Genomic DNA, 9313 nt, shown 5'->3' on the forward strand with positions numbered 1-9313 from the left:
AAGGCCGTCTGAAAATCTTTCAGACGGCCTTTTTGATTGCAAAACAACAAACTAAATAAAACCTTTTTACCTTACCCGATTTGCCCCATCGCAAATACAGCCAAGCGCCATATCGCCCATCCTGCTACCAATAATCCGGCGCACAAACGAACCATACGTTTCTGCAGAAAGGTTTTCAACTGCGCTGCAAATATGCCCATCGCAAGCAGGTTCGGCAAGGTCCCCAATGCAAACGCCAGCATATACAGCCCGCCGTGCAAGGCATTGCCGCTGCCCAAAGCATACAAAGACGCGCTGTACACCAAACCGCAAGGCAGCCAGCCCCAAAGCACGCCCACGCCGAAACAGGCAGGCACTGATTTAATCGGCAGCAATTTGTTTAACAAAGGATTCAGGCGTTTCCATATCGGTTTGCCGATGCCTTCGATTTTGGTTGCGGCAGTCGAAATACCGGCAAGATACAGACCGAGTAAAAGCAGCAAGACATTGGCGGCAATATACAAACCGTTTTGAACCGCGCGCGTATCATCCAAGGAAATGCCGACCTGCCCGACCAAACCGACCAACAGGCCAATGACGACATAGCTGCTGATGCGCCCCAAGTTCAACAATACAATCAGCCCGATTCGGTTTAAATGTGGCGGCAGCTGCAAAGCAAATGCGCTGCTCAATCCGCCGCACATACCGACGCAATGCGTTCCGCCAAAAAAGCCGAGCAGAAAAAGAGTAAGAAATGTGATTTCTTGATTCATGGTTTTTAATGATTCAAACGAATGGATGAGGCCGTCTGAAACTTTTCAGACGGCCCTAAGAATGCAGGATAAGCTTTGCCGCCCACCCTTTTCACGCTTTAGAAAAGCAATTAACTGCGTGCGCGTACGTCAAATGCCTGACGCAAACCTTCGCCGATCATGACCAGCAAAAGCAGCATTACCGTCAGTGTAGCAACGGCAGACATACCGATCCACCACGCGTCCAAGTTGTCTTTGCCTTGCGCCAGCAACTCGCCCAAACTTGCCTGTGAGGCAGGTACACCCAAGCCCAAGAAGTCCAAACTGGTCAGGGCAAGTACGGCGCCAGAAATACGGAAAGGCAGAAAGGCCAGTACCGGCGTCAAGCTGTTGGGCAGGATATGGCGCCACATAATTTCACGGTTGCCCACACCCATCGCGCGCGCCGCCAAAACATAATCGGCCTGACGGTTTTTCAAAAACTCGGCGCGGACATAGTCGGACAAGCCCATCCAGCCGAAAAGCGACAGCAACACCAGCAAAATCAACAGTCCCGGATTAAAGAACGAAGACAGGATAATCAGGAGGTACAGCTCCGGCATACCGCCCCAAACCTCGATAAAACGCTGCATCAGAAGGTCGGTTTTACCGCCGAAATAACCCTGCACCGCGCCTGCAACCACGCCAATAACGGTAGTCACCACGGTCAACACCAAGGCAAACAACAGCGAATCACGGAAACCGTAAACCAAGCGCGCCAGCAGGTCGCGGCCGCGGTCGTCCGTTCCCAAGATATGCCGTTCGGACGGTTTGGCCGGATCGGGTACCGTATCAAAATCGTTCAAGGTATCGGCATCGTAAGGATTGGGCAGGTAAAAGGCAAAATTGCCGTCTGAAGTAATGTTGTGGCGGATAAGCGGATCCAGATAATCCGCCGGCGTATCGAAATCGCCGCCAAATGTGGCTTCGTTGTATTCGTTTACCAAGGGGAAGAAATACTCGCCCTGATAACGTATCCACAAAGGTTTGTCGTTGCTCCACAAAGGTGCAAGCAAAGTGACGACAAACAAAACGGCCAAAATCCGCAAAGCCAACCAACCGCGCTTATGCTGTTTAAAGGCTTGCCAAGTAGGGTTTGAAGTAGATTTTTTCTTTTTCATGGTTTGAAACATTCTTTAATAATGGATTGAAGACATTTTCAGACGGCCTTATTTCTGTCCGCCAAAGTGAATGCGCGGATCGACCCACGAATACGAAATATCTGACACCAATTTAGCCAACAACCCCATCAGTGTGAACACATACAGCGTACCCATTACGACAGGATAATCACGTTTCATCACTGCCTCGTAAGACAGCAAACCCAACCCGTCCAGCGAGAACAACGTTTCAATCAACAGGCTTCCGGTAAAGAATGCGCCGATAAATGCGGCTGGGAAACCGGTAATCAGAGGAATCATGGCATTTCGGAAAATATGTTTCCATAGAATCTGTTTCTCAGGCAAGCCCTTGGCTCGCGCGGTATAAACATATTGACGGCGAATTTCTTCAAGGAATACGTTTTTCGTCAATACAGTCATCACTGCCAAGTTGCCTGCTACCGAAGCGGTAATCGGCAAGGCCATATGCCACAAATAATCTTTGACTTTACCCGCCCAAGAGAGCGTATCGAAATCATCGCCGACCAAGCCGCCCTGCGGGAACCAGGCAAAAAAGCTGCCACCGCCAAACAACACCAGCAACACCAAACCTAAGACAAACGGTGGTACGGTATAGCCGACCAAAATGATCATGCCCGTAACCGTATCAAACCGGCTGCCATCCCTGACCGCCTTGGCAATACCCAACGGAATACATATCAAATAAGTTAGGAAGAACGTCCACAAACCCAAACTCATCGACACCGGCATTTTCTCTTTCACCAGCTCAAATACGGTTTGGTGGTGGAAAAAGCTCTCGCCCAAATCGAAACGGGCGAATTTCCATACCATATCCACAAATCGCGTCACAGGCGGCTTGTCGAAACCGTATAAAGCATTCAGAGCAGCCAAATCTTCCGCACTGATGCGGTTGCCGTTTTTAGCCAAAGTTCCAGGCATACTGCGTCCTGCTGTTTCGCCGCCAACCGCGCCCTGCGTCAGCTGCTGAACCATCTGTTCCACCGGACCGCCGGGAACAAACTGAATGACGGCGAAGGTAATCGCCAAAATCCCCAACAACGTGGGAATCAAAAGGAGCAAACGATGAAAGATATAACGCCACATGATAAAGTGTTCCTCTATTTTTTGATTTGAAGGCCGTCTGAAACCACTGACCTCAGACAGCATATAGTAACGGATTAATAAGCGTTTGGCCGATTATTTACTTCTCCAAGGCCTCCTGCAATTTCTTCTCAATTAAATCCGCGTCAAACGATTTGGCAATCAGCTCAAAGCGCGAGTCACGGCGCCACGAAACTTGGTTTGCGCCCCATTGACCGTCCACCCAGTTGAGCCATACCCATGTACCGAGCACTTGGAACACGCCTTTGGCTCGCACAAGGCCGTCTGTAAATTTAGGCAGGTCGTTAAAGAAATCAGTCAGCTTTTCGCCGTCGAAATCACGCCCGGCAGGAAAAGTGAAGCCTTGAGACTGGAAGCCCATGGTGTTGTCCGGCAGGGCTTTAAGGCGGTAGCGCGATTTTTCGACAACGGGAATATCAAGCCATTGGATGTCAAGTTGTGCATTTTGTACTTCAACCACTTTGGCTTTAGGCGGGAACAGCTTGGCCGCTTTATCGTGAAACTCGGCCAGCTGCTCGGGCGTGCACAAGTCTGTTTTGCTGGCGGCCAATACGTCGCAAATGCCGATTTGGTCTTTATACAAGGCTTGTTGCGCGTAATCGGGATTGATGAATTGGCGCGGATCGACAACGGTAAAGACGGCGCCGATTTCCAGCATACTGTCGAGCGGCTTGGTTTTCAATTCGTCGATAACGCTGGCGGCATGCGCCAAACCGCTGGCTTCAATCATCAAGCGGTCGGGTTGGGCATCGCGCAGCATTTTTTGTACGGTCGTACCCATTTGCGCGCCTGCAGTACAACACAAACAGCCACCGGCGATTTCTGCCACGGGAATGCCGTTGTCGCTCAAGACAGCGCCGTCAATGCCGATTTCGCCAAATTCGTTGACGATGATGACCCATTTTTCATTCGGGTCTTTTTGCGCCATCAGACTTTTGAGTGCGGTGGTTTTACCTGTTCCGAGAAAGCCTGAAATCAGGTGGACTTTGGTCTTTTTTACTTCTGACATTTTTTACAAATTCCTGTTAAAACAACATGTTCTTCTTTTAATGAGAAACCGGTTTCGGCCACGCCTGCACGCAAGGCCGCCCATTCTTGGCTCAAGGTCTGCTCATCCGCCGTACCGCATTCGGTGCAAACCAAAATAAACGCGCTGTGGTGCGCCTCTGTTTCTTCGTGGTCGTGGCAATGGTCGTTGCACTCGTGCTGCGCGTGGCTGCACAAAATATAGCCGTTGACCGCCGCCACTTTGTGCAAAACACCCTGCTCCGCCCAAAAATCAAGGGCGCGGTAGGCCGTCGGCGGCGCAACCACGCCCTCGCTTTGCTGCTGCATCTGCGACAGAACGTTGTAGGCTTTAATCACGCCGCTTTGTTTCAAAACAATATCAAGCACTTGCTCGCGCAATGCGGTTACCTGCACGCCATCGCGCTGCGCTTGTTCTAAGATTTTTTGTTTGATTGCGTTCATAACTGAAACAGCCTTTCAGACGGCCTTGTTAATAAAAAATTACATTATAGCGTGTTTACTCAATTTCAGATAACAAAGAGGCCGTCTGAAACGTTCAGACGGCCTGATGCCGATTACTTAAACCAAGATTTAATTTTTCCAAACAAAGACATACTTTGTTTTTCAAACGTTTCTTCCTTCGCCGGGGCAGGCGCATCGCGGTAAACTTTCATGCCTGCAAAGGTCTGGGCAACCGGCATGATTTCGATGGAATTGACGTTCATCCGCGCCGGACGCTGGTAGAGCCATAAAGCGGTATCGGCAATATCTTGCGGCTGGATAAACTCGACATTCTCATAAACTTCGGCCGCACGCTGGTCGTCGCCTTTGAAACGGACGTTGGAAAACTCGGTATAGCCGCACAAGCCCGGTTCGATATTGGTAATGCGGATATTTTTGTCTGCCAATTCAGCGCGCAGGTTCATGCTGAATTGGCGCACAAAAGCCTTGGTCGCGCCATAGACATTACTGCCGGGATAAGCATAACTGCCGGCAATTGACCCCAGATTAATAATGTAGCCCTGTTTGCGCGCAACCATTTGCGGCAAAATCTGGCGGGTCAGAAAAGTCAGGCCGATGATATTGGTTTGAATCATGGTTTCCCAATCGCCAAAATCGGCTTTATCGGCAGTATCCAAACCCAAAGCCAAACCTGCATTGTTGATCAGGCAATCGATTTCGGACAAATTCTCGGGCAGGCTGTTTAAAGCGTTTTGAATCGACTCCGTGCGCGAAACATCCATTTCCAAAGGGTAAAACTGCTCGCCCAATTCCTCTGCCAACTGCTGCAATTTGTCTTCGCGTCGTGCCGCGCCGATGACATGATAGCCTGCCGCAACAAAAGTACGGCACATTGCCGCGCCGAATCCCGCCGATGCCCCGGTAATCAAAATTGCCATATCGTTTCCTTTCTGTACTCGTTTCAGACTTGGGTTTAAGGTATGATAACGCCTTATCAGACGGCCTGAATATTCGGCCGGCCGATTCTAAATTTAACGATAATCATATCATCACAATAGGACACACTCCATATGAAAACCCGTTTTCTCCCTGTCGCTTTGGCGGCAGTGGCGCTTACCCTGACCGCCTGCGGCGGCAGCGGCGCGCCGTCCCAGCCTAAAGGCCCGATTTCCGAAGACCGTACAGCCGCGTTCAAATCCATGATGCCCGAGTTTACCCGCATGGGCAAAATGGTCAAAGACGAAGAGCCTTACGACGTAGAAAAATTCAAGCAAGCCGCCGCAACCTTCGCCGAAAACAGCAAAAAACCGTTCACCCTGTTTGAATCCGACCCTCAAGGCAATGGCCGCGCCCTGCCTGCCATCTGGACAGACAAGGCAACCTTCAAAGCCGAAGAAGAAAAATTTGCCGCCGCAGTTGAGAAACTCAATGCCGCTGCCCAAACCGGCAAATTGGAAGAAATCAAAGCCGCTTACGGAGAAACCGGTGCAAGCTGCAAATCTTGCCACGATACATTCCGCGGTCCGGAATAAGGCTTAAATCAATAAAGGCCGTCTGAAATATCATTTTCAGACGGCCTTTTCTTCAACTGGCTTCAAACCTTTCCCTATCGACTTTATATAGTGGATTAAATTTAAACCAGTACGGCGTTGCCTCGCCTTGCCGTACTATCTGTACTGTCTGCAGCTTCGTCGCCTTGTCCTGATTTAAATTTAATCCACTATATTTTGCATTTCATGTTTCGTCGGTTTCATTTGAAACCGACGGCTCAATTCACATAGCACAATCAAATTTTCTTCTTCCGGCTGTTTAAATTCAATTAAATCTCCCTTCTTCTCAACCAACTAAATTCAAACTCAGACCTGCTTTATCTTTTCAGCCAGATTAATCATATGTGTGTGGATTATCTCCTGAAACAAGAGCCTGCTTTATTTTTTAACAAATAAAAACCATTATCAAAATATTTGTAAAGTTTAATAATATGTTATAAAGTAGCGACTTCGTTTCTGAGGTAACTATCATGAATCCGAATTTCAAATTAAATCTACTAACATTATCTTTACTGGCTATAACCAGTATCGCACACGCAGAAGACGAGGTTTCAACTCAAGAGCTTGATGAAATTCAAGTCAAAGGCAAACACATTGCCAAAGAGAAAAAAGTTTTTACCGAAGGCCAAGCCAAAAGTTCGCGTGAACGGGTTTATCAATCCAGCGAAAACATCGATACCATCGTTCGGAGCATGCCCGGCGTTTTCACCCAACAAGACAAGGGATCGGGGGTATTGGCGGTCAATATCCGTGGTGATAGCGGTTTGGGACGTGTCAATACGATGGTTGACGGCGTAACTCAAACCTTCTATTCCACTTCTGCCGATGCCGGACGCAGTGGCAGCTCCTCGCAATTCGGTACGGCACTGGATCCCAATTTTATTGCCGGCGTCGATGTAACCAAAGGCAGTTTCTCGGGTGCCAACGGCATCAATACCTTATCCGGTACAGCCAATTTCCGTACTTTACGGGTAGACGATGTGGTACACGGAAACAATACCTTCGGCCTCTTGACCAAAGGATTGACCGGCACAAACAGCACCAAAAGCAACTTTATGGCAACCGGAGCGGTACAAAAATGGTTTGACAGCGGAGCGCGTCTTGGCGCGTTATATGGTTACAGCCACCGTAATGTCGAGCAAAACTATAAAGTAGGCGGCGGCGGTCAGCGTATCGGCAATTTTGGCGAGGAATATTTGGACCGTAAAAAACAAGAATATTTTGAGAGCAACTTATTGAAATTCGACCACGAACAAAATCTCTGGGTTCGTGACTTTTCCAAGCGCAATGCGGTCGGCAAAAGCTATTGGGACTACCCTTTCTCCAAAAAATATAACGATCCTGAAGTTTTGCAAAGAGATTATGTCGATGATTTGGAAAGAAGCTGGAAAGAGAATTTGGCACCGCAATGGGACCTGACTCCAATCGACCCGACCAGCCTGCAACAACGCTCAAACAGCCATTTGGTCAAAGTAGAATATGAAAACGACAACAACAAGCTGGACCTTCAGCTTCGTACCATGAACAACCGTATCGGTAGCCGCAAAGTAGAAAACCGCAACTACCAAGCCAATTACAATTTAAACATTGGCGATTATGTCGATTTAAACGTATTGGCCGCCCATAATCTGGGTAAACAAAAATATCCGAAAAACTCACGTTTTTCAGGATGGGGGCTGTTGGATTATTTGGAAACCAAAAACACAGCCAATCTTTTGGATATCAACAACCGCTTCTCTTTCAAACTTCCCCATAAAACAGATTTAAAAGCCACCGTCGGTTTCAATTTCTTTAAAAACCAATACACTAAAAACCGCTTTCCGGAAGAGCTGAGCCTGTTTTACGACGGCCCTGATCAAGATGCCGGCCTGTACAGCTTTTTAGGCCGCTTCAAAGGAGACAAAGGAATATTTCCTCAAAAATCAACCATATTGCAACCTTCAGGCCAGCAAAAATTCAATACCTTCTATTTTGATACTTCCTTGAAAAAAGGCATTTATCAATTGAATTACAGCGCCAATATGGTCAACTACCGCTACAAGGGCGAATATACCGACTACTTCAATACCCAAGAAGACTTTAAAAAAGCATTTGGAGAAGATTCCGAAATTTATAAACAGCATTGCACACCAAGCTGCGACCTTTACGAACCGGTTTATACCAAATCCGGTAAAAAGCATGCGGTAAACCATTCGGTGGCATTAAACATCAATGTCAACGACTACTTTATGCCTTTTATCAGCTATTCGCGCACGCATAGAATGCCGAATATTCAAGAAATGTATTTTTCACAAATCGGCGACTCGGGCGTCAATACCGCCCTTAAGCCGGAACAGGCCAATACTTACCAAATAGGCTTCAATACCTTCAAAAAAGGGATTTTCAAGCCGGATGATGTATTGGGTTTCAAACTGGTCGCCTATCGCAGCAGGATAAACAACTATATCCACAATGTTTATGGCAAATGGTGGGATTTGGATAAAGCACCCAGCTGGGTAACCAGTACCGGCCTGCAATACTCTATCCAGCATCGAAACTATGCCAAACCTGTCCATAAAAATGGTTTGGAAGTGGAAATGAACTATGATTTCGGCCGCTTTTTTACCACCCTGTCTTACGCCTATCAAAAAACCAACCAGCCGACCAATTATAGCGATGCCAGCGAATCGCCCCGCAACTCTTCTAAAGAAGACCAAATCAAACAAGGCTACGGCTTAAGCAAAATTTCCCGCCTGCCCCGAGATTACGGTCGGTTTGAATTGGGCTCACGCTGGTTGGGCAACAAATTGACCATCGGCGGCATTATGCGCTATTACGGCAAAAGTACACGGGCAACGACTGAGGAAGAATTTGTTGACGGGACAACCGGTGCCAATACCTACTCTTCACACCAAATGGGCAGAAGGGTGATCAAAAAAACAGAAAGCATCAACAGACAGCCGCTGATTTTTGATTTCTATGCCAATTATGAACCGAAGAAAAACCTTATCCTTCGTTTCGACATTCAAAATGCGTTCAATAAACGCTATATCGATCCTTTGGATGCCGCAAACGATGCCGCAACCCAGCGCTATTTCAGCGTATTTGAAAGAAAAGGCGGTTTAGATGATGAGGAAGTCGAATGCGATGCCAACGGTTTATGCAACGGCAAATATGGCGGCACGACGCGCTCTGTCCTGAATAACTATGCGCGCGGCAGGACTTTGCTGTTTACCATCAGTTATAAGTTCTAAACCTATCTATCAGTATGAGACCTTTGCAAAATTCCCCAAAATCCCCT

The 9313-nt window shown here is 47.8% G+C and carries 8 protein-coding genes and 1 pseudogene; 2 read left to right on the top strand and 7 right to left on the bottom strand.

Going from position 1 to position 9313, the window contains the following annotated elements; genetic code table 11:
- Window positions 1–71 precede the first annotated feature (71 nt).
- The 6 genes from HMPREF2606_RS04235 to HMPREF2606_RS04260 form a co-directional block, all read right to left on the bottom strand.
- Complete coding sequence (locus tag HMPREF2606_RS04235; RefSeq protein WP_003680951.1) at window positions 72–752, bottom strand: sulfite exporter TauE/SafE family protein; 681 nt, start codon at window positions 750–752, stop codon at window positions 72–74.
- A 110-nt stretch (window positions 753–862) separates the two neighbouring features.
- The gene (locus HMPREF2606_RS04240) at window positions 863–1903 is read right to left on the bottom strand and encodes an ABC transporter permease (protein WP_070843359.1); all 1041 of its coding nucleotides are present in this window, start codon (window positions 1901–1903) and stop codon (window positions 863–865) included.
- Between the two features lie 36 nt (window positions 1904–1939).
- Entirely contained in the window at window positions 1940–2995 is a 1056-nt protein-coding gene (locus tag HMPREF2606_RS04245; protein ID WP_070461485.1) for an ABC transporter permease subunit, read from the bottom strand.
- Between the two features lie 97 nt (window positions 2996–3092).
- The gene (locus HMPREF2606_RS04250; RefSeq protein WP_070843360.1) at window positions 3093–4022 is read right to left on the bottom strand and encodes a CobW family GTP-binding protein; all 930 of its coding nucleotides are present in this window, start codon (window positions 4020–4022) and stop codon (window positions 3093–3095) included.
- The gene (locus HMPREF2606_RS04255) at window positions 4010–4483 is read right to left on the bottom strand and encodes a Fur family transcriptional regulator (protein ID WP_003746077.1); all 474 of its coding nucleotides are present in this window, start codon (window positions 4481–4483) and stop codon (window positions 4010–4012) included. Before HMPREF2606_RS04255 ends, HMPREF2606_RS04250 begins: the two co-directional genes overlap by 13 nt.
- Before the next feature lie 113 nt (window positions 4484–4596).
- Window positions 4597–5421 (bottom strand): SDR family oxidoreductase, encoded by an 825-nt coding sequence (locus tag HMPREF2606_RS04260; protein WP_070843361.1) that lies wholly within the window; start codon window positions 5419–5421, stop codon window positions 4597–4599.
- A 132-nt stretch (window positions 5422–5553) separates the two neighbouring features.
- Here HMPREF2606_RS04260 and HMPREF2606_RS04265 point away from each other — a divergent pair, with 132 nt between their 5' ends.
- Window positions 5554–6015 carry a c-type cytochrome gene (locus tag HMPREF2606_RS04265; protein WP_049333252.1) on the top strand — a complete coding sequence of 154 codons (462 nt, stop codon included), beginning with the start codon at window positions 5554–5556 and terminating at the stop codon, window positions 6013–6015.
- Between the two features lie 76 nt (window positions 6016–6091).
- Here HMPREF2606_RS04265 and HMPREF2606_RS11110 read toward each other — a convergent pair.
- Window positions 6092–6211, bottom strand: a pseudogene (locus tag HMPREF2606_RS11110) (IS5/IS1182 family transposase); the annotation flags it as partial.
- Window positions 6212–6503: 292 nt separating this feature from the next.
- Here HMPREF2606_RS11110 and HMPREF2606_RS04270 point away from each other — a divergent pair.
- Window positions 6504–9266, top strand: a complete 2763-nt coding sequence (locus HMPREF2606_RS04270) for a TonB-dependent receptor domain-containing protein (protein WP_070843362.1) — start codon at window positions 6504–6506, stop codon at window positions 9264–9266.
- Window positions 9267–9313 lie beyond the last annotated feature (47 nt).

This window comes from Neisseria sp. HMSC070H10, from assembly GCF_001837635.1.
Classification (GTDB): Bacteria; Pseudomonadota; Gammaproteobacteria; order Burkholderiales; family Neisseriaceae; genus Neisseria; species Neisseria subflava_A.

What these genes read in the sequence shown, in the direction of transcription:
- HMPREF2606_RS04235 (WP_003680951.1), bottom strand. Translation starts at nt 752, where the DNA reads ATGAATCAAGAAATCACATTTCTTACTCTTTTTCTGCTCGGCTTTTTT.
- HMPREF2606_RS04240 (WP_070843359.1), bottom strand. Translation starts at nt 1,903, where the DNA reads ATGTTTCAAACCATGAAAAAGAAAAAATCTACTTCAAACCCTACTTGG.
- HMPREF2606_RS04245 (WP_070461485.1), bottom strand. Translation starts at nt 2,995, where the DNA reads ATGTGGCGTTATATCTTTCATCGTTTGCTCCTTTTGATTCCCACGTTG.
- HMPREF2606_RS04250 (WP_070843360.1), bottom strand. Translation starts at nt 4,022, where the DNA reads ATGTCAGAAGTAAAAAAGACCAAAGTCCACCTGATTTCAGGCTTTCTC.
- HMPREF2606_RS04255 (WP_003746077.1), bottom strand. Translation starts at nt 4,483, where the DNA reads ATGAACGCAATCAAACAAAAAATCTTAGAACAAGCGCAGCGCGATGGC.
- HMPREF2606_RS04260 (WP_070843361.1), bottom strand. Translation starts at nt 5,421, where the DNA reads ATGGCAATTTTGATTACCGGGGCATCGGCGGGATTCGGCGCGGCAATG.
- HMPREF2606_RS04265 (WP_049333252.1), top strand. Translation starts at nt 5,554, where the DNA reads ATGAAAACCCGTTTTCTCCCTGTCGCTTTGGCGGCAGTGGCGCTTACC.
- HMPREF2606_RS04270 (WP_070843362.1), top strand. Translation starts at nt 6,504, where the DNA reads ATGAATCCGAATTTCAAATTAAATCTACTAACATTATCTTTACTGGCT.